This window comes from Caballeronia ptereochthonis (assembly GCF_001545075.1).
In the GTDB taxonomy this organism is placed as follows: domain Bacteria; phylum Pseudomonadota; class Gammaproteobacteria; order Burkholderiales; family Burkholderiaceae; genus Caballeronia; species Caballeronia ptereochthonis.
Genome location: NZ_FCOB02000056.1, coordinates 1 through 26751, shown reverse-complemented (window position 1 = coordinate 26751; position 26751 = coordinate 1). Strand labels below are relative to the sequence as shown.

The window sequence follows — 26751 nt, the reverse complement described above, 5'->3', positions numbered from 1 at the left end:
CCGAACGATGACGACGAGTCTGCCTGGGCCAAAGCTGCTTTCTTTGTTACTTTCTTTGCAGCAGCAAAGAAAGTGACTGCCGCCCCGCACAGGGGCAACGCCAATAGACCACTAAGAACTCAGGATTCCACGACACGAAAGAACAAGCAAGCGAGCGAGCGAACAAACAAACCCAACTCACTCGCGAGTAGCAGAATCCACATCCCCTTGCCGCAAACTCAACGACATCTCCGCAGCAATTTCCTTTTCAACCGCCCCCGAATCGCGCCCGCGATTAAAAAGCGCATTGAGCAGGATCGCGAACACCGCCGCCAGCGTGATCCCGCTATGAGTGAGCGGCCCGGCCCAAGCCGGCATATGCGCAAAGAACGTCGGCGCCGCCAGCGGAATCACCCCCACGCCCAGGCTGATCGCGATAACCAGCAAGTTGTTCTTGCTATCGAAATCCACCTTGCTGAGGATCTTCACGCCGGTCGCGGCAACCATCCCGAACATCGCGATGCCCGCGCCTCCAAGCACGACGACCGGTATCGAAGCGATCAGGTTGGAAAGCTTCGGCAACAGCCCGAGCAGGATCAGAATCACGCCGGAAACCGCGACGACCCAGCGGCTCTTCACCCCCGTGATCCCCACGAGCCCGATGTTCTGCGAAAACGACGAATGCGGGAACGTATTGAAGATGCCGCCAATCACCGTGCCCAAACCATCCGTGCGCAACCCGCGCGTGGCATCCACGCGCGATACGGGCCGCAGCGCCAGATCACCCAGCGCGAGAAACATGCCGAGCGATTCGACCATGATGACCACCATCACGAGGCACAGCGAAGCAATCGCCGCGATATCGAACGTCGGCGCACCGAACGCGAACGGCCGCACCGGTGCGAACCACGCAGCCTGACCGACTCCCGAGAAATCGACGAACCCCAGCGCCAGCGCGATCACGAAGCCGATCGCCATGCCGAGCAGCACCGAAATGTTCGCGATGAAGCCCTTCAGGTACTTGTTGATGAGCAGAATCGCAAGCAGCACGATAGCCGCGATCATCAGATTCTTCGGATCGCCGAAGCTCGCCGCGCCACGGCCGCCGCCCGCCCAGTTGATCGCCACCGGAAAGAGCGTCATGCCGATCGTCAGAATGATCGTGCCCGTCACGATCGGTGGAAAGAAACGCATCAGCCGCCCGAAGAACGGCGCGATCAGAACGGCGAACACGCCCGCCGCAATCGTCGCGCCGAAGATCGTCGTGATGCCCGCGCCGGATGCGGCCATCGCGACCATCGGTCCGACCGGCGCGAAGCTCACGCCCATGATGACCGGCAGCCGTATGCCGAACTTCCACACGCCGATGCACTGCACCAAGGTCACGAGCCCGCAGGCGAACAGGTCCGAGCTGATGAGGAACGCCACCTGATCCTTAGGCAGCTTGAGCGCCGCGCCGATGATGAGCGGCACCGCGATCGCGCCCGCATACATCACGAGCACGTGCTGGATACCGACGGCAAGCATCTGCCCGATGGGCAGCACTTCGTCGACGGGATGGATCGTTTGGGCCATGTGCGCTCCGGCAGGTCGATTGAGTCAGTCGCCCGAGTATTGCATCGCCCGATACCCGGAAAAATATTCGTGCCGCTATACACGGCATGGCATGCAACGCGTCGAAAGATGCGCTTGCCCAGATCTAGGGCGAGGCGGACAAAGCCTCGCCGCTGACGGAACGAAACTGCGAGCGCGGCCGGCGATGCACTAAACTTTTTAGCGCGCCACTTGCGGCGCGTTCGTTTCATCCGCAGAAACGGAGCCAGTCACGATGAACCTGCTATTCGTCGACGACAACCGCGCTTGCATCGAGACCCTGGTCGACATCGCAAGCGGCCTGGGGCATACCGCCGCCGTCGCGCACGATGGCGCCCACGGCCTCGCGCTCGCTTCGAGCGAGCATTTCGACCGCATCTTCCTCGACATCTCCCTGCCCGATGCGGACGGCCGCGCGATCTGTACCGCCATCCGCGCTGCCGGCCCGAGCAGCGACGCGCGCATCATCGCGATGACCGGACACGCCGATTTCGTGGACGGCATAGGGGATACTGACTTCGACGGCTTTCTCCTCAAACCGATCAGCTTGCAGGCGCTCGAACTCTTCCTGCTTTCGCGCTAAAAGAACGCAGGCTCTCTGTTTGTCCGGCATTCGTCCTGCCTTCGTCAAAACGACAGCGAACGGTCGATCGTATGTTCGAGTAACCGGCGCCTTCGCGAAAGGCAAATCTTCCTCTCCGCGTTTTCACCTAGCAATTGAAGGTTGACGTGCGCCCCCATGCATCCGAAACTTTAGCCATCAAAGTGTGATCACAGGTCACACTAATCCGAAAGCATCGATGCAGCCGAACGAAAAGAACGGAGGCGATGGTGGCGACACGCTCGACGACGGATTTACCCGCGCTCGAATTGGTTGCACGCGAAACGATGGCCGGTCGCGTCTATGCGCAGTTGAGGCAGTCGATCATGACGGGCCGTTTCGCGCCCGGACAGTTGCTGAGCCTGCGCAGCGTCGCGGAAGCGGTCGGCTCCTCGACGATGCCGGTGCGCGCCGCGCTCACGCGCCTGCAAGCGGAAGGCGCGTTGATCGACGGTCCTGGCCGGGCGCTGATGGTTCCGCCGATGACGCTCGAGTTGCTCGAGGAGCTGCGCGACGTGCGCATCGCGCTCGAGGGCGCGGTCGCGAAGCGCGCGGCATCGCGCATGACGCGCGAGCATCTCACGGCATTGCAGGAAGTCTTCGACACGATGGACGCGCATGTCGAAGCCGGCGACGTGCCCGCGTATCTGCGCAGCAATTTCGAATTCCACATCGCCATCTATACGCACGGCGCGAGCGATCTCACGCTTGCGACGATCCAGAACCTCTGGATGCGCATCGGCCCGTTCCTGAATCTCGTCGCACCCGACATTCCTCATATGCGCCGCTCGATGGCGGCGCACCGCCACATCGTCGAAGCGCTCTGGCGCGGCGATGGCGAAGGCGCGCGCGCGGGCATCGAGGAAGACATCGGCGATGCGGCAGCCGATCTGCAGGAGCGTTTGCAAAGCGCTGAACCGAATAGCGAAGCAGGCGGCAGGAACGGCGAGCAGGCAAGCGCCTGAGCTTTACAAAAACAAAGGAGACAAGGCATGACGGTTCTTCAGATGCTGAAACCGCACGCGGGCTTGCGCGTGCTCGTGACGGGCGGCGCATCGGGCATCGGGCTCGTGATCGCGCGCGCGTTCATCGATGCAGGGGCGCGCGTGCATGTCTGCGATGCGAGCCCCGAAGCGATCGATGCGCTCGCGAAAGCCGAAGAGAACACGGAGTGCAATCCGATCACCTCCACGCTCGCGGACGTATCCGACAAGGATGCCGTCGAGCGCGTCTTCGCCGATGTGCAGAGCGAGCTCGGCGGGCTCGACGTGCTCGTGAACAACGCGGGCATCGCGGGCCCGACGGGCGGCATCGAAGAGATCGACGTGAAGGAGTGGGAGCAAACCATCGACGTCAATCTGAACGCGCAGTTCTACTTCGCGCGCCGTGCCGTGCCGCTGCTGCGCGAGGCGCAAGGCGGCGGGACGATCATCGCGCTGTCGTCGGTGGCGGGGCGGCTCGGCTATGCGTTTCGCACGCCGTATGCCGCGACGAAATGGGCGGTCGTCGGCATGACCAAGAGCCTCGCGATCGAGCTGGGACCGTCGAACATCCGCGTCAATGCGATTCAGCCGGGCATCGTGAAGGGGCCGCGCATCGAGCGCGTAATCTCCGCGCGCGCACAGCAGCTGAACCTCTCCTATGAGGAGATGGAGAAGCAGTATCTCGCGAAGGTTTCGCTGCGCCGCATGACGACACCGGAAGAAGTCGCGGCCACCGCGCTCTTCCTGTGCTCGCCCGCGGGCAGCGGCATCTCGGGGCAGGCGATCTCGGTCTGTGGCAACGTCGAAGTGCTCTAAGCGAACGAGGACACCATGGCAACCAAACGCAAGGTCATCATCACGTGCGCGCCGACCGGCGCGATTCATACGCCTTCCATGTCGCCGTATCTGCCGGTGACGCCGCAGCAGATCGGCGATGCGGCTCTCGCGGCTGCAAAGGAAGGCGCCGCGGTTCTGCACCTGCATGCACGTGATCCCGAAGATGGCCATCCGACGCAGGATCCCGCCGTGTTCCAGGAGTTTCTGCCGCGCATCAAGGCGGAAACCGATGCCGTGATCAACATCACGACGGGCGGCAGTCCGCACATGACGGTGGCCGAACGCCTGAAGCCCGCGCATCACTTCAAGCCGGAAGTGGCGTCGCTCAACATGGGCTCGATGAATTTCGGTCTCTATCCGATGCTGGAGCGCTTCAAGGAACTCAAGTACGACTGGGAGCGCAAGCATCTGGAAAACAGCCGCGATCTCGTGTTCAAGAACACCTTCGCGGACATCGAGTACATCCTGACCTCGTGCAGCGCGAACGGCACGCGCTTCGAGTACGAGTGCTACGACATCTCGCATCTCTACAACCTCGCGCATTTCGTCGATCGCGGGCTCGCGAAACCGCCCTTCTTCGTGCAGAGCGTGTTCGGTCTGCTCGGCGGCATCGGGCCGCATCCCGAGGATCTCGCGCACATGCGCCGCACCGCCGATCGCCTGTTCGGCAAGGACTATGTCTGGTCGATTCTCGGCGCGGGCCGCAACCAGATTCCGCTCGGATCGATCGGCGTCGCACAGGGCTCGAACGTGCGCGTCGGTCTGGAAGATTCGTTGTGGATCGAGCCGGGCAAGCTCGCCGAATCGAGCGCGGCGCAAGTGCGCAAGATTCGCCAGGTGATCGAAGGGCTCTCGCTCGATATCGCGACGCCCGCCGAAGCGCGCGAGATGCTCGATCTCAAGGGCGCAGCCGACACCAATTTCTGACAGCGGAGGGCATCGTGAACGGCAGGGCAAGGGCGAAGCTGAAAGTAGTCGCGATGCCGACGGGCTGGCTCACCGTCGATCGCTCGTCGCAGGTATATGGCCGCTACTTCGGCCAGCAGATGAAGGTGCCGGTCTGGTCCACGGCGATCGTGGGCGCCGAGAAGAAGATCGTCGTCGATACGGGCATCCACGATCCGGGCTGGGTCTCGAACTTCGTGTGCCCGTGCGATCAGGCGCCGGAAGAGAAGCTCGAGCGTGCGCTGAAGGAATATGTGGGCTGGTCCGCGGACGATGTCGATATCGTCATCAACACGCACCTGCACTATGACCATTCGGGCGGCAACACGCTGTTCAGGAACGCGCGCTTCATCGTGCAGGCGGCCGAGTGGGAATACGCGGGGCATCCGCTACCCACGCAGGCTACGTATTACCAGGAGTTCCTGATCGGCCGCGAGCCGCTCGCATATTTCCGCTGGCAGTTCGTGCATGGCGTGACCGATATCGTGCCGGGCGTGCGTGTCGTGCCGACGCCGGGTCATACACCCGGGCATCAGTCAGTCGCGGTCGATACGGAAGAAGGTGTCGTGCTGATCGCGGGCGATTGCGCGAACTGCATGGAGAACATCGTCGATCTCGTGCCGGTGGGCATCGTGCATGAAACCCTTGCCGAGATGGGCTCGCTCGCGCGCATTCGCCAGATCGCGGATTTCGTCATACCCGGACACGATCCCAACGTCGTGCCGGGAAGCGCGGGCATCGCGCTGCCCGCGAGCGCGCGTCTGCCGCATATCTCGGCGTCAAGTTGAAGCGTAGTTCAAGACCAAGAACGAAGGACCGGAGGATGACATGAAAGGATGGACGCAATCGATTCGTCATGCGGGCCGGGCGGCGCTCGGCCTCGCATTCGCCGCGGCGCTCGCCGTATCTGGGCACGCGGAGGCGGCAGGCAAGTACAAGATCTTTTTATCGATGAGCTATGTCGGCAACGACTGGCAGACCGAGGCCGCGAACATGGTCAAGGCGATGGCCAATACGCCCGCGCTGAAGGACAAGGTCGATCTCGAAGTGCAGGTCGCGGGCACCGACGCGCAGAAGCAGATCCAGCAGATCAACTCGATGGTGCAGGCGGGCGCGAAGGCCATCGTGATCTATCCGATCTCGCCGACGGCCCTGAATCGCGCAATCAAGAACGCGTGCTCGAAGGGCGTCGTGGTCGCGGCGTACGACGGCGAAGTGACCGAGCCGTGCGCGCACAACGTGACCATCGATCAGCATCAGGCCGGCACCGTCACCGCCGAATGGCTCGCGAAGACGCTCAACGGCAAGGGCAACATCGTACTGATCAACGGCGTGCCGGGCACGTCCGTGGACCGCGCGCGCACCGAGGCGGCGAAGGCGGTATTCGCGAAGTATCCGGGCATCAAGATCGTCGCGGAAGGCACGGGCATGTGGAGCCAGGCCACCGCGAAGACCGAGCTCTCGAAGATTCTCGCGACCAACAGCTGGGACAAGATCGATGGCCTGTGGATGCAGGTGGGCTGCTTCACGGCGGCGTCGATGCAGCTCGAAGCGGGCATCGCCGACGACAAGATCAAGCCGTGCGCGGGTGAATCGTCGAACGGGCATCGCGTGCAGATGCTGCCGCCGGGCGAAGTGAAGGGACAGGGCGGCTATCGCTCGATCGGCTATCGCTCGATCTCCTACGGCGCGCCGCCGTACTCCGGCGCGATGGCGCTCAAGATGGCCGTGAAGAAGCTCGACGGCGGAGACTTTCCGCAGCGCGTGACGCTCAAGCTGCCGCTCGTGCTGACGTCGGAGTCGAAGCTCTGCAAGACCGGCAGCATCGACGAGCTGAAGGCCGGCTGCACGGCATTCCCGCCCGACAAGGTGCCGCCGGGCTGGTTTGCGGACATCTATTCCGAGGACACGAAGGAAGTGGGCTTCAACGCAGCGCTTACGGGCAATCAGGACTGAGGCGATCATGAACGATGCAGCACTGGCGATCGACCTGTCGAACGTGACGAAGCGCTTCGGCGCGACCGTCGCGCTCGACGGCGCATCGTTCCGCGTGAAGCGCGGCGCCGTGCATGCGCTGCTCGGCGAGAACGGCGCGGGCAAGTCCACGACGGTCAAGCTGTTGTCGGGACTCATGGAGCCCGACGCCGGCAGCATTCGCGTCATGGGCAACGACGTGACGATGAAGAGCCCGAAGGATGCGCATCGCGCGGGCGTGCAGACGGCGTTTCAGGAGATGACGCTCGTGCGCGATCTCACGGTCGCGCAGAATCTCCTGATGTCGTACGAGCCGACGGGCTTTCTCGGTCGCATCAGGAAGCGCGAGGCGCAGAGGCAAGCGGCGGAATGGCTCGACAGGCTCGAACTGCCCGACGTGCGTCCAGGCGCGTATGTCCGCGATCTTTCGCTGCCGGTGCGGCAGAAGATCGAGATCGCGAAGGCGATCGTGCGCAACCCGCGAGTGCTGCTGCTCGACGAGCCGACATCCGCGCTCTCCGGCCGCGACGTCGCGTGGCTTTCGCGGCGCATCGACGAATTGAAGGCGAGCGGCGTGACGTTCGTGTTCATCTCGCATCGCATGCAGGAAGTGCGCGAGTTCTGCGACAGCCTCACGGTCTATCGCAACGGCCGCGACGTGGGCGCTTTCGATGCCGGCGACATTTCCGACGATGAAGTGATCCGCCTCGTCATCGGCCGCTCGATGGAGGCGAAGTATCCGCCCAAGGTCGCGCCGCCCGCGCAGGCGACGGCGCAGGCGACGCCCGCCATCCAAGCCCGCGGCATTCGCGTGGACGGCGTCGTGAGCGACTTCGATCTCACGCTCAAGGCGGGCGAAGTGCACGGCATCGCGGCGCTGCAGGGCATGGGGCAGCGCGAATTGTTCGAGGCGCTGTTCGGCGCGACCTATATCGACGACGGCGAGATACGCATCGACGGCAAGCCGGTCACACTTACCTCCACCGCGGATTCGCTGAAGGCCGGCGTATCGACGAGCTTCCTGCCCGAGGACCGCAAGACCGAAGGCCTGTTCCTGCGCCTGCCCGGAGGCGAGAACGTTTCGCTGCCGGTGATCGGGCGCTACTCGCGCTTCGGCCTCATCGACCGCAAGCGCGAGCAGGCAGCGATCCGCCGCTCGCTCGCGCAGATGGAAGTGAATCCGCGCGCGCTCTACAAGCCGTGCCTGTCGTTCTCGGGCGGCAACCAGCAGAAGATCGCGATGGCGAAGTGGCTGCTCACGCAAAGCCGCGTCTGGCTGATGTTCGATCCGACGCGCGGCATCGACGTCGGCACCAAGCATCAGATCTTCGTACTGATGCGCGCCTTCGCTGCGGCGGGCGGCTCCGTGCTGTTCTATTCGACGGATGTGCCCGAGCTCGTCAACGTGTGCGATCGCGTGTCGGTGATGTATCGCGGACGCAATGTCGGCGAGTTGTCGGGCGATGCGCTCACCGAAGAGAACGTGATGCGCAAGATGCTTTCCACTTGAGAGGTGTTTCATGAAGATAGCGGTTGCGTCGCCCGACAGCGAGATCGTGCGGCCTGGCGCGCGCGTGGGGTGGGGCGCGCGCATCGATCATCATCGCGGGCTCCTCATCGCCATCTGCGCGATGCTCGCGATGCTCGCCGCATGGGTTGCGCTTTCCGCGACCCCGGTGGGCCTCTATGACATCGGCTCGGTGATCTCGAGCGCGACCACGCTCGCGCTCGCGGCGATCGGGCAGACGATCGTCGTGCTGTCCGGCGGCTTCGATCTGTCGGCATCGGCGGTCGTGTCGCTCGCGAACGTGCTCGCGGTGCGCTTCGTGCAGGGCACGCCCGTCGAGCAATGGGCGGGCGTCGCGCTGATTCTCGCGATCGGCGGCGGCATTGGGCTCGTGAACGGCGCGTTGATAGCATGGTTTCGCCTGCAATCGATCGTCGTCACGCTTGCGACGATGTTCATGGTCCAGGGTGTCACGCTGCTCATTCAGAACAAGCCGGGCGGCAGCGTCGGCGAGCAGTTCGGCGGTTTTCTCACATCCGATCTCATCCCCGACAAGATGCCGATGGCGGCCGGGCTGCTGATACTCGCGCTCCTGATCTGGTCGTTCATCAAGCGTACGCGTTTCGGCGTCGGCCTCTATGCGCTCGGCAGCGATCCGGACGGCGCATACGCGAACGGCATGCCGGTCACGCGCTATCGCGTCGCGACCTACGCGCTCGCGGGCATGTTCTACGCGGCGGCGGGCTTGTATGTGTCGGCGCAGACCGGCTCGGCCGATCCGCTCGTCGGCCGTCCGCTGCTGCTCTCGATGTTCACGGCGGTCGTGCTCGGCGGCACGCTGCTCGGCGGCGGGCGCGGCGGATGTGTCGGCACCGTGTTCGCCGCGATGACGCTGATGATCACCGTGAACATCCTGCTCGTGCTGAACGTGTCCGCGTTCTTCACAACGATCGCCGAAGCCGTGATCCTGATTCTCGCGGTGCTCGGTTCTTCGATCGGCAAGCAGTCGGCCGCGCACGAATGCGCGCGGCACGCGGCGCAGTGGCTGAAGGCGGTGCGAACGGGCACGCGTGCGCGTGACGACAGGCATTCGCGCCGCGTCGCGTTCGAAGTGGACGACTTCCGTCCGATCGAGAACACGGAATTGAAGGGCCGCCCGATCGCCGACTGGATCGAGCGCAATCGCGAATGGGTCAAGTATGTCGTGCCGGCCTATCTGCTGTTCTTCGCGGTGGTGATCATCACCGCGGTCGTCTACGGGCCCGGCGTGCTCGCGAGCGCGAACTTCTACAGCAGCCTGCTCACGCTGACGCTCTTTCTCGCGATCCTTGGGCTTGGGCAGGGCGCGGTCATCCTGACGGGCGGACTCGACTTGTCGATGCCCTGGCTCATCACGCTGTCGGGCGTGCTGCTGACGGGGCTGACGCACGGCATGAACGGCGCGGCGGCGTGGGCGGTGCCGGTGGTGCTGGCCGTCGGACTGCTCGTCGGGGTTTTCAACGGCGTGGGCGTGGTGATGCTCGGCTTGCCCCCGATCGTCGTGACGCTCGCCGCGAACGGCTTGCTGCAGGGCTTGACGCTGATCTATTGCAACGGCTCGCCGCAAGGGTGGTCGCCTTCGACGATCAGCGAGTTCACCAACGGACGCTTCGGGCCGCTGTCGCTCGCGGCCTGGAGCGTGCCGGTGTTCCTCGTCGTCGCGTTGTTGCTGCTGCATCGCACGCCGTTCGGGCGGCGCGTGTATGCGGTGGGCAATTCGCCGGCCGCGGCCAAGCTCTCTGGCGTGCGAGTCGGCACGACGCTGATCGCCGTGTATTGCCTCTCCGGTCTCTGCTCGGCGCTCGTTGGCCTGTTGCTCGCCGGGTTCAGCTCGCAGGCGTTTCTTGGCATGGGCGATCCCTACCTGCTGCCTTCCATCGCAGTGGTCGTGGTCGGCGGCGCATTGATCACCGGCGGACGGGGGCACTATCTCGGCGTGTTCGGCGGCGCGCTGCTGCTCACCGCGCTCGGAACGCTGCTCGCGGGTACGACCGTGCCGCCCGCGGTGCGGGACATCATCAACGGGCTCGTCGTGCTCGCGGCCGTCATCACCCTGCGGGACAAGAAGAGCTAAACCAACTCGAACGAGGACCAGACACAGATGCAAGCGAAAAACATTGCGGTGATCGGTTCGGGCCGCATCGGCCGCGCGTGGTCGATCGTCTTTGCAAAAAGCGGGTTCAACGTGAAGGTTCACGACGCATCGCGGGAAATGCTTGCGGGCGCGATTCCCGCGATCCGCGAGAGCGTGCGGGATCTCGCGTCCTTCGATCTGATCGATGAACCCGTCGATACGATCGTCTCGCGCATCACCGCATGCGAAAACCTTGCCGAAGCGCTCGGGGATGCGGACCTCGTGCAGGAGAACATCGCCGAAGTCGTGGAGGTCAAGCGTGCGCTGTTCACCGAGCTGGACCGCCTGACGAAGCCCGATGCATTGCTCGCCAGCTCCACTTCGGGACTGCCCGCGTCGACCTTCACGGAAGGCTTGCAGGGGCGCGCGCGCTGTCTGGTCGCGCATCCGGTGAATCCGCCGTCGCTCGTGCCGCTCGTCGAGCTCTGCGGCGCGCCGTGGACTTCACCGAAAACGATGGAACGCGCCCGCGCCATCTATGAGGAAGCGGGACAAAAGCCGGTGACCGTCAATCGCGAGATCTCGGGCTTTCTGCTCAACCGCCTGCAGGGCGCCGTGCTCGACGAAGCGCTGAGTCTCTATGAGCAAGGCTATGCGAGCGCCGCCGATCTCGACACGGTGATGCGCGACGGACTCGCGATGCGCTGGTCGTTCATGGGACCGTTCGAGACGATCGACCTGAACGCGCCAGGCGGCGTGGCCGATTACGCGGCGCGCTACGGCGGCACGTATCGAAGCATCGCGGCGGGGCGCAAGCCGTTCGACTGGCCCGCTGAAACGCTCGACAAGCTCGATGCGGAACGCCGCGCCGTGTTGCCGCGCGACAAGATCGAGGAGCGCAGCCGCTGGCGTGATCGTCGGTTGATGGCGTTGCTCGCGCATCGGCGTGAAGTCAAGGACGGTGAAGGCTAACCAAAGGAGACGACGATGGCCGAAATACGTTTGCTGGTCGATGCGAACAATCACCTCGGCGAAGGACCGCTCTGGGACGTGAAGGAGGAGCGGCTGTACTGGATCGACAGCACGGCTGCGGAAATCTACAGCTGCCGCGCCGACGGCAGCGACGTGAAGCGCTATTTCGTGCCGCGCCACATCGGTTCGATGGCGCTGCGAGAACAGGGCGGCGCGGTGGTCGCGCTCGCCAACGGCCTGCATTTCTACGACTTCGACGCGCAGACCGTGCAGTTCATCGCCGATCCCGAGAGCGACGATCCCGAAACGCGCTTCAACGATGGCAAGGTGGACCGCAAAGGTCGCTTCATCGCGGGCACCATGTCCTATGACTTCGACCGCTACGACGCCGATCGCGGCCAGCGCTCGACGCGCAGCGGAGGCCTCTACCGGCTCGATACGGACGGCACGCTCACGCGGCTCGACAGTGGCATCAGCTGTTCGAACGGTCCTTGCTGGAGCCCCGACAACAAGACCTTCTATTTCACCGACACCTACAGCAAGGAGATGTACGCGTACGACTACGACATCGAAACGGGCGCGGCGACGAACCGGCGGCTGTTCGCGTCGGCACGCGACATGGCGGGCACCTTCGACGGAGCGACCGTCGACGAGGAAGGCTACATCTGGTCCGCGCTCGTGTTCGGCGGGCGCATCCTGCGCTTCGCGCCGGATGGAACGCTCGATCGCATCGTGCCGTTTCCGGTGCGCAATCTGACGAGCGTGATGTTCGGCGGCCCGAATCTCGACGTCCTCTACGTGTCGACGATGGGCCGCCCGATGTGGGGCATACCGCAGAAGGAACGCGACAAGGGCGGTCTTTTCGCGGTGACGGGACTCGGCGTGCGAGGCCTGCCGGAGCCGCGCTTCGCGGGGTGACGCACGAGCGTTATCATTCGGGCCTCAGGTTCAACGAATGGCAACGCCCGACATGACCACTCCTGCACACGGCATCGATACGGACAAGCTCATCGCGTCGCTGCCCGAGCGCATCGACGCGATCGTCACGCGCGGTGCGCAGGCGAATCCCGAGCACGTCGCCTTGCGCGAGGATGCGCGCTCGCTGACGTATGCGCAGCTCGAATGCGCGGTCGATGCGCTCGCCGCGCGACTCGCAGCCGCGGGCGTGAGAGCCGGCGACCGCGTGATGCTGACCGGCGAGAACAGCGTCGCGCTCGTCGCAGCGCTATTCGCCGCGAGCCGTCTTGATGCGTGGGCGCTCGTCGCGAACGCGCGCCTCTCCGCCGTCGAGCTCGATGCGATTCGCGCGCATGCGAAGCCGCGCATCGCGCTCTATACGGTCGAAGCATCCGACGATGCCGCACATCATGCGAAGCGCGAGAACGCGCTCACCGAATCGCTCGACGCGACGCCGATCGGCGCATTCGCGCTCGGCGCCGTCGATCCGCATTCCACGCAGGAGCCGCACGGCCTGCCTTCGGACAGGCAATGCGCGGCGCTCATCTATACGACAGGCACGACGGGCGCGCCGAAGGGCGTGATGCTGTCGCATCGCAATCTGCTGTTCGTCGCCGCGATATCGAGCACGCTGCGCCGCGTCGGCTCCAGCGATCGCGTCTATGCCGTGCTGCCGATCTCGCATGTGTTCGGCCTGGCTTCCGTCTGTCTGGGCTCGCTGTACGCGGGTGCGACGCTGCGGCTGGCGGCGCGTTTCGACGTCGAACGCGCGGGCGCCGTGCTGCGCGATGAACACATGACGATCTTTCAGGGCGTGCCCGCGATGCATGCGAAGCTGATCGATCACTTCACGCCTCGCGGAGGCCTCGACGCGCGGACGCTCCGCTTCGTCTATTGCGGCGGCTCGCCGCTCGACGCGAGCCTCAAGGCGGCCGCCGAGGCGTTCTACGGCGTGCCCTTGCACAACGGCTACGGCATGACCGAGAGCAGCCCGACGGTGTCGAACACGCTGCTCGATGCGCCGGCGCGCGATTCATCGGTCGGTCCGCTGATTCCGGGCGTCGAGGCGCGCATCGTGCCGCTCGCGCATGAGGCTGGCGGCTGCGTCGACGACACCGGCGAACTATGGGTGCGCGGCCCGAACGTGATGCTCGGCTACTACCGCGATCCCGTGCAGACGGCGGCTACGGTCACGCCGGACGGCTGGCTCAGGACGGGCGATCTCGCGCGTTTCGAGAACGGCAACCTGTATATCGTCGGGCGCTGCAAGGAGCTCATCATCCGCTCGGGTTTCAATGTGTATCCCGCCGAAGTGGAGCAGGCGTTCAATAGCCATCCCGCCGTGCTGCATTCGGCCGTGATCGGACGGAGCGTGCAAGGCAATGAGGAAGTGCTGGCGTTCGTCGAACTGCGGCCGGGGTCGACGGCGAACGAGCGAGAACTCGCGGACTGGGTGAGCGAGCGTCTCGCGCCGTACAAGCGTCCTTCCTCGATACGCATTCTCGATGCGCTGCCGGTTTCCGCAAGCGGCAAGGTGCTCAAGCATCAGCTCGGCAAGCTCGCCGGATAGTTGCGGATGCAACCGGTTTATCTCGGCGCATAGGCGGCTTTCAAATCCTCCCCGGCGCCGCCTAGCGACTGGAACAGCGCGGCTGTATCGCTCAGGCGACTTGCCTGTGCGAGCGCGTAGTCGAGTTGCGTCTGTAGCGCCTGGCGTTGCGTGTCGAGCACGTCGAAGCGGCTTACGCCGCCGGCCGCATAGCGCGCGCCGACCGTATCGAGATTCGCCTGCGCCTCGTTCGCCGCGACTTCGCGCGCCTGCAGCGCGTTGGCGTCGTTCTGCAGCGCCGTCAGGCTGTCGGCGACTTGCTGCAGCGCTTCGAGCACGGTCTGCCGGTACGCTTGCAACGCCGCATCGTAGGCTGCTTCCGCGGAGCGCTTCTTCGCGCGCAGCTCGCCGCCGCGAAAGATCGGCTGTGTGAGATTGAGCCCGACGTTCCACACGTTCAGGCTGTTCAGCATGTCGTGGATATTCGTGCGTTCGCTTCCCACCCCCGCCGACAGCGAAAACTTCGGATAGAGATCCGCCGTCGCCACGCCGACGTTCGCGCTCGCCTGATGCAGCAACGCCTCGGACGCGCGAATGTCGGGCCGCTCGCGCGCCAGCGTCGATGGCAAGGTGAGCGGCACGCTGTCGGGCAGATGCAGCGAATCGAGCGTGATCGCATCGAAGTCGCCCCCGGACGGTTCGGCGCCGATCAGCACCGCGAGCCGATGATCCGCCTGGTCGCGCTGCGCGAGGAGCGAAGGCAGGCTCGCGCGCGTCTGTTCGAGGAGCGCGCGCTGGCTGCGCACGTCGAACTGCGCGATGCCGCCTGCCTTCATGCGGCCTTCCATGATCGTCAGTTGTCGAGCCTGCGCATCGACGAGACGCTCCGTGAGCGCGATCTGCTGCTGCAACGAGGCGCGCCGGATCGCCGCCAAAACGACATTGCCCGCGATCGAAAGGCGCGCCGCGTCCAGTTCGAAGGACTGGTAGTCCACTTGCGCCCGCAACGATTCGAGCGCGCGCCGCTCGCCGCCGAATATGTCGAGCGTGTAGGACACACTGACCGATGCATCGTAGAGCGTGAACGGTCCGGCGCTCGGAACGGGAATGCCGAACGCCGCCGGATCGACCTTCTGACGCGCGCCGGAGAGCGTGGCGTCGACCGCGGGGAAATACGTCGCGCCTGCTTGCGCGCGGTAGTCTTCGTGCGCTTGCGTAAGCTTTGCACGGGCTTGCGCGAGTGTCGGACTGTCGCTCAGCGCACGCTCGACGAGCTGATTCAGTGCATCTGAGCCGAACTGCTTCCACCAGAGCGGCAGTGCGCGATCGGACGTGGGGAAGCTTTGCGGCTTCACCGTGTCGAGGTTCGCTTGCGGCGGCGACGTTCGGACATAGCGTTGGGATTCGGGCGCGGCGGGCGCATGAAAATCCGGCCCGACGGTGCAGCCGCACAACACGAGCGTACAGAGTGAAACGACGGGTTTCATCGACGTCTCTCCTAGTCGAGCGTACGCCGGTAGAAGCGCAACGCGATGCCCATCACGATGAGCGTGAAGAGCGCCATCGGCCAGACGGAAGGCCACAGGTCCGTCCAGCCGTTTCCCTTGAGCAGGATGCCGCGAATCAGGCGGTTGAAGTAGGTGAGCGGCAGAAGATTGCCGATGAATTGCGCCCACGCGGGCATGCCCGAGAAAGGAAACATGAAGCCCGAGAGCAGGATGTTCGGCAGGAAGTAGAACACCGTGAGCTGCATTGCCTGAAGCTGATTCTGCGCGAGCGAGGACAGCGTGATGCCCACCGTCAGGTTCGCGGCGATGAAGAGCAGCGCGGCCAGATAGATCGCGACCGGATTGCCGACCAGCGGCACGTGAAACACGAAACGCGTGGCCGCGAGAATGATCGACGCCTGAATGAGTCCGATGAACACGTAAGGCACGATCTTGCCCGTCATCACCTCGATGGGGCGCACCGGCGTCGCGAGCAGATTTTCCATCGTGCCGCGCTCGCGTTCGCGCGTGATGGCGAGGCCTGTCATCATGACGAGTGTCATCGTGAGAATCACGCCCATCAGGCCCGGTACGACGTTGTACTGCGTGATGCCTTCCGGGTTGAAGAGGTTGTGGACCTGGACGTCGAACGCGGCGGGCTTGCCGTTCAGATAAGCGAGCGGGCCGGTGATGTCCTTGTTCGCCACGGGCTGCACGAGGCCCGACAGCGCCGTGGTCGCCTTGCTGACCGCGTTGGGGTCGGTGGCGTCCGCTTCGACGAGCAGCGCTGGCCGCTCGCCGCGCAGGAGCTTGCGCGAGAAGTCGGCAGGAATGTTGAGCACGAAAAGCACGCGGCCTTGCGCGAGCGCTCGGCGTCCGGCTTCGTCGTCGGGCAGCGTCTCCTTGATGTCGAAGTACCCGGAGTGCTCCATCGCCGCGATGAAGCTGCGCGAAAACGGGCTCTGGTCGCCGACGATCACGGCGGTCGGCAAATGCTTCGGGTCCGTGTTGATCGCATAGCCGAAGAGCGCGAGCTGCACGATCGGCAGGCCGACGATCATGCCGAACGTGATGCGGTCGCGCCGCAATTGCAGGAACTCCTTGAGCACGATGCTCCACCAGCGCGTGACGGAGAAGCGCGTGAACATCGCGGGACGTGCGCGCGAGCTCATGACGTCGCCTTGAAGTTGTCGGTCGAGCGGCTCATCAGGTAGATGAAGACGTCCTCGAGCCCGGTATCGATTCGCTCGGCGCGTGTCGCGTCGCCTTGCGTCGCGTCGCGCACGGCGTGTTCGAGCGCTGCATGGTCGCTGCCGCTCACATGCAGCGCCGAGCCGAATACCACCGTCTGATCGACGCCCGGCGTGTTGCGCAAGCGTTCCGACAGCGCGCTCAGGTGTTCGCCGTGAATGCGCCACGTCGCAAGGTTCTGCGCAGCGATCACTTCGCTTGCGGTGCCCTGCGCAAGCAGCTTGCCGTAGGCGATGTACGCGAGTTTGTGGCAGCGCTCGGCTTCGTCCATGTAGTGCGTGCTGACGAGCACGGAGATGCCTTTCGCCGCGAGGCGATGCAGCTCTTCCCAGAAGTCGCGGCGCGCGGTGGGATCGACCCCCGCGGTGGGTTCATCGAGCAGAAGCAGCTTCGGCTCGTGCAGCATGCACGCGGCAAGCGCAAGCCGCTGCTTCCATCCGCCCGACAGCGAACCGGTCAGTTGATTCGCGCGGCTTTGCAGGCCAAGGGCTTCGAGCGAGCGATCCACGACTTCGCGGCGATTCGTCATCTGATAGATGCGCGCGACGAAGTCGAGATTCTCGCGAATCGTCAGGTCCTCCCAGTACGAAAAGCGCTGCGTCATATAGCCGACATTGCGCTTGATCTCTTCGCTCTCGCCCACGATGTCGTAGCCGAGGCACGTGCCGCTGCCCGAATCGGGCGTGAGCAGGCCGCACATGAGGCGAATGGAGGTCGTCTTGCCGCTGCCGTTCGGGCCGAGAAAGCCGAAGATCTCGCCGCGCGCGACTTGCAGCGATACGTCGTTGACGACGTGCTTGCCGCCGAAATGCTTGTTCAGATTGCGCACGTCGATGGCGTACTGCGTTTCCCTTTCGTTCGAAGCGCGCTCGTTCATTGCAGGCTCACTGCGACGGGTTGGCCCGGATGAAGCTTCATCGCGTCGCTCTCGACCGGATGCGCTTCGATCATGAAAACGAGCTTCGAGCGGCTTTCGTTGCTGTAGATGACGGGCGGCGTGTATTCCGCCTGATTCGAGACGTAAGTGATCTTCGCAGGCACATCTTCCGCGCAGCCGTCGCAATGGATGGAGATCGCTCGCCCCATCGCGAGGCTGCCCACGACGCTTTCCGGCACGAAGAAGCGCACCTTCACGTTCTGCGGCGGCAGCATCTGGACGACAGGACTGCCTGCCTGAACCCATTCGCCGACGCGATAGAGCGTGTCATACACCAGCCCGTTGGCGGGCGCCGCGACGCGCTTCTGATCGAGCTTCCATTGCGCCTGCGCGACGAAGGCCTGCGCGGCTGCCACCTGCTCGCGCTGCGCGGCGATCTGCTGAGGGCGGCCCGGCAAGCGTGCGATCTCGACTTGCTCGGTCAGGTCGCGGACTTGCGCGTTGGCGGCATCCGCATTGGCGCGGGAATCGTCGAGCTGGCCTTTGGCAATGCCGCCCGCACCGAACTGCGCCTCGTCGCGGCTCAGTTGCAACGCGGCCTTGCGGGCGTTCGCGCGTGCCTGCGTCAGTTGCGCGCGCACCGAAGCGACTTCGGGCGCGCGCTTGCCTGTGAGAATGTCTTCGAGTTGCGACTGCGCAGCGGCGAGCTGGCGTCTGGCCTGATCGAGTGCGGCGGTTTCATCGGCCGATTCGAGTGTGAACGTGCTCGCGCCCGCCTTGACCGTCTGACCGCGTGCCACGGACAACTCCGTAAGCTTGCCCGACTGCGACGAGCCCAGATAGACGAACTCTCCCTCGACATAGCCTTGGTAAATATCGCGGTCCCGATGGGAGCACGCCGCGAGCGCCGCGGCGAGAAGCATGAAGATCGACAGGCCGTAAACGCGGCTCATGACGCGCTCCGTGAAATTGGTGTCACGTATTTGGTTGGTGTACCAAACAATACGGGAATGAAGGCGCCGGTGTCAAGTGCGGCGCGCCCTTTGCCGCACCGTGGCGTGTCGAGGAAAGGATAGACGAGTGCGCCCTCGGCAGGTCGCCCGGGAACCTGCCGAGGCGGGCGCTTAAATCACTCAGAGCGCTTTGATGACCGAGATCGCGATGAAGCGCGGCTCATCGAACATCGTCGCGAGCTCGAAGAAGAACAGGAACGCGAGCATGTAGCCCACGGCGGGCCAGGAGTCCATGAATCGCAAGAAGGGCGGCGCGAGCCGCGTGCGCAACGGCGCGCGCGTGACGAGCCACGCGGAAAAGGCGCCAATGATGGCGCCGGCGATGACGTCGGTCGGATAGTGCAGCCCCAGATACACGCGAGGCAGGCAGACCAGGAGCACGCACTGCAGGATCGCGAGTATGCCGATCCAGCGCCAGACGAAAAAGATGCCTACCGCGATCGCCATCCATAGCGCGGCATGGTCGCTCGGAAACGAGCTCCACGTGCGCAGGAATTTGCTCGTTTCGTGCGTCATCGGAAACGTCAGGTGAATGTTGGGATCGTAAACCGGCCGCAAGCGAAAGGGCAGATAGAGCGCCAGAAAGCGGCCAAGTATGAACGCGACGATGCCGGAGAACAGGGTGGCGACGACCATTTCGCGGCGCCATTTCAGAGAATCGCCGGGCTTGAACCAGATGGCCCAAAGAATTCCTAACGGGAGCAACCCCTTGGCCAGGTAAAGATCGGCAATCGTGTGAACCGCATGCGTAAAAATGACGGATGACGCGGCGAAATGAACGAGCCAAGTCTGGATTGATGTATCAAAAGCATTCACGTACCGCGCTCCCTTCCGAGTATGACCGTTTCATTAAAAGCGTACGAGCGCGCAAATGCAATTGTTCGTGCGTCTCCCCGCATAACGGTCGAGAGGGTGGCATAAAAGTTTCGGTTTCGGCGCCAAAGAGGTGGAAAAAACGGCGGGCTGGCATCGCATGTGCTACATCGTTGGCGACACGAGGCGAATGCGACATGGAACACAATCTCTTGAAAATTGCGCAGGACTGCGGTTTTTCGGTGGTATTGGAAGGACGGATCGGCACACAGGAGTACAACAGCGTCAGCGGCCCAGTGCAGGCGTTGGAGAAGTTCGCGGAAATCATTCGCGAGACGGCGCTGCAGGGCCAGCCACGCAACGATAAATAGCGCTTCGCCCATATGGGAATTCCCCAGCCCGCTTTGCCGCAGGCTGGGGAATTCGCGACGGAGCGTCAATCAAACGAGAACGATTCAGCCCGCCGTCGTCGTTGGTGCGATCGCGGCCGGGTCGGTTACGCTTGGCCGTCCGGTTTCGATGTGACCTGCGATTCGGCGCGAGAAGCTGGTGTCGTCGCGATCGCTCACGGTCAGGTCGTACCAGTGATGACTCGCCGCGAGAATCCACGTCTCCTCGACGTTCGCGTCCGGCGGCACGTTCACCTGACGCGCACGCGCACCATACGCGTTATCGATGATCGACAGCTTTGCGTGCGTATTGCCATCGTTGACGAAGCGAAGCACGAGATTGCCGTTTGCGATGTCGTAATGCGCCTTTACTTCGGGTTGCGCCGCGTGCGCATGCTGCTTGTCCGTCGGGCGCGTCACGCTGCCCGCGAACTTGCGTACGAAGCCGTTCGGTCCATACACGGTAAAGGCATAGATGCCGTTCGTGCTGGTGAGGTCGAACGTCTCGCGCGCGGACTTTCCTGCCTCGACCGTATAGCGCCACGGGCCGTCGGTGCGATTGCCCGAATAGACGTAAAAGTGCGCGCCCTGCCGACCCGTGTTGGCGAAATCGATGACGAACTGGTTCTGCGTGTCCTTCACTTTGCCGTTCACGTGCAACTCGTAGGGCAGCGCGCGGGCGAAGCGCGGACCGGACTCCTGTGCATCGATGGGACCCGGCGTCGTGGGCACCGTCGGCGGCGGCTGTGTCGAACACTGGTTGTCCGCGATCGTGCGGTAATTGCTCGTGTCGGGCAGCGGCGGCATGCGTGAATCCGTCGTCTTGAAGTCAAACGCGGAGGTCAGGTCGCCGCAGACCGCGCGACGCCAGGCAGTGATGTTCGGCTCCATCACGTTGAAGCGCGCTTCGATGAAGCGGATCACCGACGTGTGATCGAAGACCTGCGAGCACACGAAGCCGCCTTTCGTCCACGGCGAGACGATGGTCATCGGCACGCGCGGCCCGAGGCCGTAAGGCAGGTTGTCGACCGTATAGCTGCCGCCGCGCGCGGGATTCACGATGTTGTGAATCTCGCCGTCGGTCGTCACGGTGGAGAGGCCCTGCGCGCGGGACGTCGGCGGTTGCGGCGGCACGACGTGATCGAAGAAGCCGTCGTTCTCGTCGTACATGATGAAGAGCACGGTCTTGCTCCACACCTCGGGATTCGCGGTCAGGGCGTCGAGAATCTGCGACGTGTATTCGGCTCCATACGCAGGCGTGTACTTCGGATGCTCGGAGAACGCCGCCGGCGGACACAGCCACGAGACTTGCGGCAAGCGGTTCGCGAGCACGTCGGCTTTCAGGTCATCGATCGTGCGCACGGTTTGTGCGCGCTCATAGAGCGGCGTGCCCGGCGTCGCATTGATGAAGTTCGCGAAGTTCTGCAGGATGTTGGTGCCGTAGTTCCCGTTGAGCGGATCGTCGCCCGTGAGCCCTTGCTGATAGATCTGCCATGAAATGCCGGCTTCCTGCAGGCGCTCCGGATAAGTGGTCCACGAGAGCAACTGATAGTTAGGCGGACCGTCGCCATCCACGAAGTCGTTGTTGTCGAGGAGCGGTCCGCCTTTCGTGCCGGTCGGATCGACCATGCCCGTCATCAGATACGAGCGGTTCGGGTGCGTGGGCCCGGGCAGCGAGCAGAAGTACGCGTCGCAGACGGTGAACGCATCGGCGAGCGCGTAGTGGAAAGGAATGTCGCTGCGCAGATGGTAGCCCATCGTCATGTCGGTCTTGTTCGCGCACCACTGGTCGTAGCGGCCCGCATCGATCGCGGCATGCGTCTTGTACCAGGAGTGGTCGAGATCGCCGACGCACTGCGCGCTCGTCGTCGCCGTGTCGAGATGAAACGGCAAGATGGGCTTCGTTGGGTCTTCTTTCGAAGGCTGGAACCATACCGGCTTGCCGTTCGGAAGCGGGATCGGGAAGCGGTCGTTATAGCCGCGTACGCCACGCAAGTGGCCGAAGTAGTGGTCGAAGGAGCGGTTCTCCTGCATGAACACGACGATATGTTCGATATCCTGAATGGTTCCGGTGCGCGAAGCGGCCGGAACGGCCAGCGCGCGACGGATCGATTCGGGAAAAGCAGTGAGGGCTGCGGCGGCACCTGCCGAATGGGCGACGGTTTGCAAGAAACGGCGACGGCTATTCGATGTCATCGGTTATTTTCCTTCTGCTTGGGGGAAACTGTATCAGCGATGCGCGCTGTCATCCGCATTCGGGGCATAGCTCAGGACAGGCGTGATCTGGCGACTGTCCGCGTCGAGGCTTGCTTGCGCGCTTGCGACCGGATCGCTTACGGGGATCGGCGATGTTGCCGTCTCGCTGGTGAAAGAGGGATTCGAAGACGCGTCGTCGGCCGCGTTGCGGTTCGCGGCACTTGCGTTCGATGAAGACGTGGAAGATGAGCTGTCGCCCGGACCACAGGCGGCTAGCGACAGCAGCAGCGTGACGATCAGGATGGAACGGCACAACATGAGCGGATTCCTCTTGCGTTCGCAGACGATGAAGAAGGCGGACGCAAGTTTGCTGATGCTGTGCGAAAGTTTTGTGAAACGTTTGCGTGAAATGCGATTATGGGGTGCTTTCTGTCAGTTCCAATTCGATCGTCGCGTGTAACTAATGCAAATGAAAGTTGATCGTATGTAAAACAAAAGTAAATTGCCGTTAGTCGGAATCCTAATGAAAATCAGAGCGATCCGCCTAGTGGTGCTTCGTGCGGAATCATCCAGCCGAAAAAGACCTCCGCTTCGACGAGCTTGCCATCCCGAATGGTGAGAATCTCAGTGTTGCGAAACGCGCTGCCATCGTTCGTGCGCAGATCGTAGGTCACGAATACTCGCTCGCCGTCACGCACGAGATGGACGAACGTGAAGCGCTCCGTTGTGAACGAGTTTGGCCAGCATCGCGCGAAATAGGTGACGCGATCGAGGCGGTTGTCACGCGGACTCGTGAAGTGGAAATCATCGGCGATGAGCGCCTCGATCGCGGCACGGTCCCTGGTGACGTACGCTTCGTAGACACGCTTTGCGATCGCGACGGGATCGTGCGATTGCGTCACGTTTTGAGCGGCGCCGTTCATCATGTATCTCCTTTGCGAAGGGCGAATGTTCATCCTGGTGGTTCAGTATCACGACGAGCGAGGTCATGCCTGATCGACCGGCTTGATCGACGCGGGCGGCCATTTGATGTATCCAAATGTAACTGCGCATCGGCCTGACTTTGCGCGCAGGTTGCGTTCGCATTACATTGCGATATTTGTGTGACCCGAATCGATACTCATAAGAAGAAGGAGACATTCACATGAAGGGAAAGAAAGGACGACGCATGCTCGCGCTGATCATCAGCTCGCTGATGTTCGCGCCACTGGCGGCGCGAGTCGCATTCGCCGATGCCGCGAGCGACGAAACGATCGCCGTCCGAGGTCTTTCGCAGCCCTCGGACATCCTGATCGACCGTTGGGGCGTGCCGCACATCTTCGCGGCCAACGACAGCGATGCGTTTTTCGTGCAGGGTTTCAATGCAGCGCGCGATCGCCTGTTCCAGATCGATCTCTGGCGGCGGCGCGGGCTGGGCGAGCTCGCTGAAGTATTCGGCCCGGCGTATGTGGAGCAGGACAAGGCGACGCGGCTCTTTCTTTATCGCGGCGACATGGCCAACGAGTGGCAGCGTTACGGACCGGCCGCGAAGCCCGCGGCGACGCGCTTCGCGGCCGGCGTCAATGCATATGTCGAGTGGCTCGCGGCGCATCCCGACCGCATGCCCTATGAGTTCCGCAAGATCGGCTATTGGCCCGCGAAATGGAGCGCCGACGACATCGTGCGTATTCGCAGCCACGGTCTTACGCGAAACCTGACGAGCGAAGTCGCACGGGCACGCGTGGCGTGCAAGAGCTCGCTCGATGCCGATTCCGTGCGCTTCGGCCTCCAGCCGCCATGGAAACCGCAGATGCCCGCGGGCCTCGATCCCTGCCTTCCCGACGACGTCCTCAAGGTCTTTACGCTTGCAACGCAAGGCGTGCGCGTGACGAAGGAGTCGATGAAGAGCGCGGATGCATCGACGACCGTCATCGCCGCCGCGGAGAACCCCGAGGAAGTGACCGAAGGGAGCAACAACTGGGTGATCGCGCCGTCTAAATCGGCCACGGGCCGCGCGATCATGGCGAACGATCCGCATCGGGCGTACGCTGCGCCGAGCCTGCGCTACATCCAGCAGATCAGCACGCCGACGCTCGATATCATCGGTGCGGGCGAGCCTTCCGCGCCGGGCATATCGATCGGGCACAACGGTTCGATCGCTTACGGTCTCACGATCTTCAACATCGACCAGGAAGACCTCTATGTGTACGAGCTGAATCCTGAGAATCCGCGGCAATATCGCTACAAGGGTAAGTGGGAGCCGATGCGCGTCGTGCGTGAGCGGATTGCCGTGCGCAACGGGCCGCCCGTCACCGCCGATCTGCTTTTCACACGTCACGGCCCTGTGATCTTTACGGAGGAAGGCAAGCATCGCGCATTTGCGGTGCGCACGGCATGGCTTTCGCCAGGCATGTCGCCGTACTTCGATTCGATGCGCTACATGCGCGCGAAGAACTACGCGCAATTCAAGGCCGCGCTCGCGACGTGGGGTGCGCCGACCGTCAATCAGGTGTATGCGGACAAGGACGGCAACATCGGCTGGGTGCCGAGCGGTCTCGCGCCGGTTCGCCCGAACTGGGACGGCCTCATGCCTGTGCCCGGCGATGGCCGCTATGAATGGGCGGGCTTCTGGCCGCGCGACGCCATGCCTTCGGTCTACAACCCGGCGCAAGGGTATTTCACCACGTCCAACGAAATGAATCTGCCGGCGGGTTATCCGTACACGGAGCGCAAGCTCGGCTTCGAGTGGACCAATGGTTCCCGGCATCAGCGTATCGACGAAGTGTTGAAGTCGCTGCCCAAGGTGTCGATCGAAGACTCGGAGCGTCTGCAAAACGATAACGTGTCGATTCCGGCGCGCAGGCTGGTTGCATTGCTTGCGCCGCTCTCGAGCGACGACGAGGACACGCGCGCAGCCCTCGCGATGCTCAAGGGCTGGGACGCATACATGGGTGCGGATTCGCCGGAAGCGGCGCTCGAGGAGGTATGGCTGTCGCGGCATCTCGGGCGTGCGTTCAAGGATGCGGTGTTGCCGAAGAACGCGGCGGCGTCATTCGGTGCGCCGGATACGGCCGTCATGCTCGATACGCTCGAACATCCCGAAGCGCGCTTTGGCGACAATGCGCAAGCGAAGCGTGATGCCGTGCTGCTAGCGAGCCTGCACGATGCGTATGGCGAGATGCGGCATCTGCAAGGCGCCGATGCGAGCCAGTGGAAATGGGGCAAGCTGCAGACGAACCTGAATGCGCATCCTCTTGCCGACGTCGTCGATGCGGACATGCGCGCGAAACTCAACGTCGGGCCGATCGGCAAGGGCGGCAGCGCCTATACGCCGAATCAATCGACCTATCGCGCGAGCGATTTCCGCGAGACGAACGGGCCGTCGTTCCGTGTGGTCGTCGATGTCGGCAACTGGGACGACTCGCGCGCGGTGAATCTGCCGGGCGAGTCGGGCGATCCGGATAGTCCGCACTATCGCGATCTCGCACAGATGTGGCTCGACGGTCAGTACTTCCCGTTGTTGTACTCGCGTCGGGCAGTCGAAGCAGCGACCGAGAAGCGCGTGCATCTCGTGCCGGATGCGCATTGAGCATCTGCTTCACCGAAGTCATTGTTGCGGGATCGGCAAGGCATCTTCAACGCGGGCGGCAATGATCTTTCGGCCGCCTTGCGCCACAATTGCACCGCGGTGGACCGGCGCTGGCTGGCGCCTTGCCGGACTCCTCATCCGGCTCGTCCGCCGCGCTTCCTTCTTTTTCTCCTCCTGACGTCCCTGTTCGAAGTCGATGCCAATGCATGATTTCGACGCTGCGTGCTACGCCGACGGAAATTGTGCCCGGCTGCGGGAATAGATCGCTACGTGCCCGGGTTAACCAATCGAAGCCTCTACGCTTGAAACCTAGGTCGAGTGAGTCGAAGCCGCGCAAGGGCCCTGTGCGTTCGATGAGGTTCGTGGATCGCATGCGATCCGGTCAACCTTTTCCGTCGGAGTGTGAACATCATGAACGCCATCGCCAAAGTCCTGGTATCTCTTGCCGTGGTTGCTGCACCCACGTTCGTTTTCGCGCAAAGCCAAAACGGTGCGCTCACTCGCGCCCAGGTGAAGGCCGAGCTCGTTCAACTCGAACGAGCCGGTTATTCGCCTGCCACGGGTGAGCAAGCCAACTATCCCGCCGATATCCAGGCCGCGGAAGCGAAAGTCGCCGCGCAGCAGAACGCGAACGAAGCCAACGAAGCGTACGGCGGCACCCACGCCGGTGGCACGGCCTCGGGTTCCGGTTCGACGCGCACGCCGATGTCGATGAAGCATGGGGCGGCGCCTGCGACGTCGGAGTGCGTCGGGCCTGCGGGGTTCTGCACGCCGTTCTTCGGGAGCTGAATCGTCAGGCCAATATCGAAGAAGGGGAGATCGGCCGGAGAATCGCGTTCGGGACTTCCAAGCGGGATATCGGGTTCCGAACGCACGGCACGGGCGCAGAAAAATAATTTACGAAAGGGGGTTGACCCGGGCGTCATCGGCCAGTCATAATTCGCCTCCCGTTGAATGACGGCGCGCAAGAAAGCAAGCAAATAGCTAAGCAAATCACTTGCGCAATGCTCTTTAAAAACTAACAGCCGATAAGTGTGGGCGCTTGATGGCGAGTGCGGTTTCAGTCTTTCGGGGCTGAGGCAATGGCAAAAGTAATCAAGAGTCTCACACGAAGTATCAGAGGAAGGTTTATCTGTCGAAAGACGGA

23 protein-coding genes are annotated in these 26751 nt (G+C 63.3%); 15 read left to right on the top strand and 8 right to left on the bottom strand.

Annotation, left to right across the window (positions count from 1 at the left end; all coding sequences use genetic code 11):
* Positions 1–177: 177 nt before the first annotated feature.
* Positions 178–1554, bottom strand: a complete 1377-nt coding sequence (locus tag AWB83_RS34135; RefSeq protein ID WP_087050013.1) for a nucleobase:cation symporter-2 family protein — start codon at positions 1552–1554, stop codon at positions 178–180.
* Positions 1555–1807: 253 nt separating this feature from the next.
* On the opposite strand from AWB83_RS34135, the gene AWB83_RS34130 reads away from it, so the two are divergent.
* The 11 genes from AWB83_RS34130 (at position 1808) to AWB83_RS34080 (ending at position 14031) form a co-directional block, all read left to right on the top strand.
* Positions 1808–2155, top strand: coding sequence for a response regulator (locus AWB83_RS34130; RefSeq protein ID WP_087050012.1), 348 nt, complete (start codon positions 1808–1810; stop codon positions 2153–2155).
* 245 nt (positions 2156–2400) lie between these two features.
* Positions 2401–3138 carry a GntR family transcriptional regulator gene (locus tag AWB83_RS34125; RefSeq protein ID WP_087050011.1) on the top strand — a complete coding sequence of 246 codons (738 nt, stop codon included), beginning with the start codon at positions 2401–2403 and terminating at the stop codon, positions 3136–3138.
* A gap of 27 nt (positions 3139–3165) precedes the next feature.
* Positions 3166–3972 (top strand): SDR family oxidoreductase, encoded by an 807-nt coding sequence (locus AWB83_RS34120; RefSeq protein WP_087050010.1) that lies wholly within the window; start codon positions 3166–3168, stop codon positions 3970–3972.
* Between the two features lie 15 nt (positions 3973–3987).
* Positions 3988–4920 (top strand): 3,5-dioxohexanoate:acetyl-CoA acetone transferase, encoded by a 933-nt coding sequence (kce, locus tag AWB83_RS34115; protein ID WP_087050009.1) that lies wholly within the window; start codon positions 3988–3990, stop codon positions 4918–4920.
* Between the two features lie 53 nt (positions 4921–4973).
* Positions 4974–5726: an MBL fold metallo-hydrolase gene (locus AWB83_RS34110; RefSeq protein WP_087050008.1), complete on the top strand. Its 753-nt coding sequence runs from the start codon at positions 4974–4976 to the stop codon at positions 5724–5726.
* 40 nt (positions 5727–5766) lie between these two features.
* Entirely contained in the window at positions 5767–6894 is a 1128-nt protein-coding gene (locus tag AWB83_RS34105; protein ID WP_087050007.1) for a sugar ABC transporter substrate-binding protein, read from the top strand.
* A 7-nt stretch (positions 6895–6901) separates the two neighbouring features.
* Positions 6902–8422, top strand: a complete 1521-nt coding sequence (locus AWB83_RS34100; RefSeq protein WP_087050006.1) for a sugar ABC transporter ATP-binding protein — start codon at positions 6902–6904, stop codon at positions 8420–8422.
* A 10-nt stretch (positions 8423–8432) separates the two neighbouring features.
* On the top strand, positions 8433–10532 hold the full coding sequence (locus AWB83_RS34095; RefSeq protein WP_087050005.1) for an ABC transporter permease subunit: 2100 nt from the start codon (positions 8433–8435) through the stop codon (positions 10530–10532).
* Between the two features lie 27 nt (positions 10533–10559).
* Positions 10560–11504, top strand: coding sequence for a 3-hydroxyacyl-CoA dehydrogenase (locus AWB83_RS34090; protein WP_087050004.1), 945 nt, complete (start codon positions 10560–10562; stop codon positions 11502–11504).
* A gap of 15 nt (positions 11505–11519) precedes the next feature.
* Positions 11520–12422 carry an SMP-30/gluconolactonase/LRE family protein gene (locus AWB83_RS34085; RefSeq protein WP_087050003.1) on the top strand — a complete coding sequence of 301 codons (903 nt, stop codon included), beginning with the start codon at positions 11520–11522 and terminating at the stop codon, positions 12420–12422.
* Positions 12423–12474: 52 nt separating this feature from the next.
* Positions 12475–14031 (top strand): class I adenylate-forming enzyme family protein, encoded by a 1557-nt coding sequence (locus tag AWB83_RS34080; protein ID WP_087050017.1) that lies wholly within the window; start codon positions 12475–12477, stop codon positions 14029–14031.
* A gap of 17 nt (positions 14032–14048) precedes the next feature.
* Here the strand turns inward: AWB83_RS34080 and AWB83_RS34075 are convergent, their stop codons facing one another.
* The 5 genes from AWB83_RS34075 to AWB83_RS34055 form a co-directional block, all read right to left on the bottom strand.
* On the bottom strand, positions 14049–15497 hold the full coding sequence (locus AWB83_RS34075; RefSeq protein ID WP_087050002.1) for an efflux transporter outer membrane subunit: 1449 nt from the start codon (positions 15495–15497) through the stop codon (positions 14049–14051).
* Between the two features lie 11 nt (positions 15498–15508).
* Complete coding sequence (locus AWB83_RS34070) at positions 15509–16669, bottom strand: ABC transporter permease (RefSeq protein ID WP_087050001.1); 1161 nt, start codon at positions 16667–16669, stop codon at positions 15509–15511.
* On the bottom strand, positions 16666–17625 hold the full coding sequence (locus AWB83_RS34065; protein WP_087050000.1) for an ABC transporter ATP-binding protein: 960 nt from the start codon (positions 17623–17625) through the stop codon (positions 16666–16668). Before AWB83_RS34065 ends, AWB83_RS34070 begins: the two co-directional genes overlap by 4 nt.
* Positions 17622–18578: an HlyD family secretion protein gene (locus tag AWB83_RS34060; RefSeq protein ID WP_087049999.1), complete on the bottom strand. Its 957-nt coding sequence runs from the start codon at positions 18576–18578 to the stop codon at positions 17622–17624. Before AWB83_RS34060 ends, AWB83_RS34065 begins: the two co-directional genes overlap by 4 nt.
* A 180-nt stretch (positions 18579–18758) precedes the next feature.
* Positions 18759–19274 carry a phosphatase PAP2 family protein gene (locus AWB83_RS34055; protein ID WP_510183550.1) on the bottom strand — a complete coding sequence of 172 codons (516 nt, stop codon included), beginning with the start codon at positions 19272–19274 and terminating at the stop codon, positions 18759–18761.
* A 374-nt stretch (positions 19275–19648) separates the two neighbouring features.
* On the opposite strand from AWB83_RS34055, the gene AWB83_RS36900 reads away from it, so the two are divergent.
* On the top strand, positions 19649–19822 hold the full coding sequence (locus tag AWB83_RS36900) for a hypothetical protein (protein ID WP_167389191.1): 174 nt from the start codon (positions 19649–19651) through the stop codon (positions 19820–19822).
* An 84-nt stretch (positions 19823–19906) separates the two neighbouring features.
* Here AWB83_RS36900 and AWB83_RS34050 read toward each other — a convergent pair whose 3' ends face one another.
* Entirely contained in the window at positions 19907–22036 is a 2130-nt protein-coding gene (locus AWB83_RS34050; protein ID WP_087049997.1) for a phosphocholine-specific phospholipase C, read from the bottom strand.
* Positions 22037–22118: 82 nt separating this feature from the next.
* Here AWB83_RS34050 and AWB83_RS34045 point away from each other — a divergent pair, with 82 nt between their 5' ends.
* A complete protein-coding gene (locus tag AWB83_RS34045) occupies positions 22119–22496 on the top strand; it encodes a hypothetical protein (protein ID WP_087049996.1) in 378 nt (125 codons plus the stop codon).
* A gap of 70 nt (positions 22497–22566) precedes the next feature.
* Here the strand turns inward: AWB83_RS34045 and AWB83_RS34040 are convergent, their stop codons facing one another.
* Positions 22567–22959: a nuclear transport factor 2 family protein gene (locus AWB83_RS34040; protein WP_087050016.1), complete on the bottom strand. Its 393-nt coding sequence runs from the start codon at positions 22957–22959 to the stop codon at positions 22567–22569.
* 272 nt (positions 22960–23231) lie between these two features.
* On the opposite strand from AWB83_RS34040, the gene AWB83_RS34035 reads away from it, so the two are divergent.
* Both AWB83_RS34035 and AWB83_RS34030 read left to right on the top strand, forming a co-directional pair.
* Positions 23232–25604, top strand: coding sequence for a penicillin acylase family protein (locus AWB83_RS34035; protein ID WP_087050015.1), 2373 nt, complete (start codon positions 23232–23234; stop codon positions 25602–25604).
* Positions 25605–26015: 411 nt separating this feature from the next.
* Entirely contained in the window at positions 26016–26393 is a 378-nt protein-coding gene (locus tag AWB83_RS34030) for a DUF4148 domain-containing protein (RefSeq protein ID WP_087050014.1), read from the top strand.
* The last annotated feature ends 358 nt before the right edge of the window (positions 26394–26751 follow it).

Coding starts and splice junctions, on each gene's coding strand:
- AWB83_RS34080 (WP_087050017.1), top strand. CDS start 12,475: ATGACCACTCCTGCACACGGCATCGATACGGACAAGCTCATCGCGTCG.
- AWB83_RS34035 (WP_087050015.1), top strand. CDS start 23,232: ATGTTCGCGCCACTGGCGGCGCGAGTCGCATTCGCCGATGCCGCGAGC.
- AWB83_RS34100 (WP_087050006.1), top strand. CDS start 6,902: ATGAACGATGCAGCACTGGCGATCGACCTGTCGAACGTGACGAAGCGC.
- AWB83_RS34075 (WP_087050002.1), bottom strand. CDS start 15,497: ATGAAACCCGTCGTTTCACTCTGTACGCTCGTGTTGTGCGGCTGCACC.
- AWB83_RS34070 (WP_087050001.1), bottom strand. CDS start 16,669: ATGAGCTCGCGCGCACGTCCCGCGATGTTCACGCGCTTCTCCGTCACG.
- AWB83_RS34135 (WP_087050013.1), bottom strand. CDS start 1,554: ATGGCCCAAACGATCCATCCCGTCGACGAAGTGCTGCCCATCGGGCAG.
- AWB83_RS34110 (WP_087050008.1), top strand. CDS start 4,974: ATGCCGACGGGCTGGCTCACCGTCGATCGCTCGTCGCAGGTATATGGC.
- AWB83_RS34085 (WP_087050003.1), top strand. CDS start 11,520: ATGGCCGAAATACGTTTGCTGGTCGATGCGAACAATCACCTCGGCGAA.
- AWB83_RS34120 (WP_087050010.1), top strand. CDS start 3,166: ATGACGGTTCTTCAGATGCTGAAACCGCACGCGGGCTTGCGCGTGCTC.
- AWB83_RS34040 (WP_087050016.1), bottom strand. CDS start 22,959: ATGAACGGCGCCGCTCAAAACGTGACGCAATCGCACGATCCCGTCGCG.
- AWB83_RS34125 (WP_087050011.1), top strand. CDS start 2,401: ATGGTGGCGACACGCTCGACGACGGATTTACCCGCGCTCGAATTGGTT.
- AWB83_RS34030 (WP_087050014.1), top strand. CDS start 26,016: ATGAACGCCATCGCCAAAGTCCTGGTATCTCTTGCCGTGGTTGCTGCA.
- AWB83_RS34065 (WP_087050000.1), bottom strand. CDS start 17,625: ATGAACGAGCGCGCTTCGAACGAAAGGGAAACGCAGTACGCCATCGAC.
- AWB83_RS34055 (WP_510183550.1), bottom strand. CDS start 19,274: ATGGTCGTCGCCACCCTGTTCTCCGGCATCGTCGCGTTCATACTTGGC.
- AWB83_RS34050 (WP_087049997.1), bottom strand. CDS start 22,036: ATGACATCGAATAGCCGTCGCCGTTTCTTGCAAACCGTCGCCCATTCG.
- AWB83_RS34105 (WP_087050007.1), top strand. CDS start 5,767: ATGAAAGGATGGACGCAATCGATTCGTCATGCGGGCCGGGCGGCGCTC.
- AWB83_RS36900 (WP_167389191.1), top strand. CDS start 19,649: ATGGAACACAATCTCTTGAAAATTGCGCAGGACTGCGGTTTTTCGGTG.
- AWB83_RS34095 (WP_087050005.1), top strand. CDS start 8,433: ATGAAGATAGCGGTTGCGTCGCCCGACAGCGAGATCGTGCGGCCTGGC.
- AWB83_RS34090 (WP_087050004.1), top strand. CDS start 10,560: ATGCAAGCGAAAAACATTGCGGTGATCGGTTCGGGCCGCATCGGCCGC.
- AWB83_RS34130 (WP_087050012.1), top strand. CDS start 1,808: ATGAACCTGCTATTCGTCGACGACAACCGCGCTTGCATCGAGACCCTG.
- AWB83_RS34060 (WP_087049999.1), bottom strand. CDS start 18,578: ATGAGCCGCGTTTACGGCCTGTCGATCTTCATGCTTCTCGCCGCGGCG.
- kce (WP_087050009.1), top strand. CDS start 3,988: ATGGCAACCAAACGCAAGGTCATCATCACGTGCGCGCCGACCGGCGCG.